The 606-nt window shown below is 51.0% G+C and carries 2 protein-coding genes; both read left to right on the top strand.

The features are described from left to right. Window positions 1-365, top strand: a 365-nt coding sequence (locus tag ACLD9W_RS12445; RefSeq protein WP_410842297.1) for a hypothetical protein, incomplete at its 5' end; no start/stop codon positions are given. Window positions 366-377: 12 nt separating this feature from the next. Continuing rightward, window positions 378-606: ComEA family DNA-binding protein (locus ACLD9W_RS12440; RefSeq protein WP_410842296.1), on the top strand; the 229-nt coding region annotated here is incomplete at its 3' end.

Raw genomic sequence — 606 nt, 5'->3', positions numbered from 1 at the left:
TGAAACGACTCAGCGCCGATGATAGTGTGGATTCCCATGTGAAAGTAGGTCACTGCCAGACACTTATTCCGAACCCCCGCAAAAAGCGGGGGTTTTTGTTTGTGTCCATCCCGGGTTGTTTGGAAAGATGCCGGTCAGAGACCCATCCGGCGAATGATTGCGGATTTGGCCGTCGGCCTTTCGATATTGGAGACATCCTTTCTGCACGGAGAAGATGCAGCCGCAGAAAAAACCTTGTCGTTCCGGTCATTTTTAATTATGATGGCCTTTTCCGAATGTGCCGGGGTGTCCGGCTTGTCGACATTATTCCGGTTATGCGTAATATGCGTAAAAAGAAATCGGAATGTTGTTCTGCTTATGTGTAAGAAAGGAAGATGATGAAGAAAATCTTGTCCGGCCTGGCGGCCTATATGCTGGCGGCTGTGGCCGTCGCCGCGGTCAATATCAATACGGCAACGGTGGAGGAGTTGAAAACCCTGCCGGGAATCGGCCCGGCCAAGGCACAGGCCATTGCCGACTACCGTAAGGAAAACGGCAGTTTCAAATCGGTGGAGGATTTGAAAAAGGTCAAAGGTATCGGCGAGGGTATCTTCGGCAAGCTGAAAG

Source organism: Neisseria sp. WLZKY-1 (assembly GCF_046546535.1).
Classification (GTDB): domain Bacteria; phylum Pseudomonadota; class Gammaproteobacteria; order Burkholderiales; family Neisseriaceae; genus Neisseria.
The sequence above is the reverse complement of the archived record's forward strand: the minus strand, read 5'-3'. Positions and strand labels throughout refer to the sequence as shown.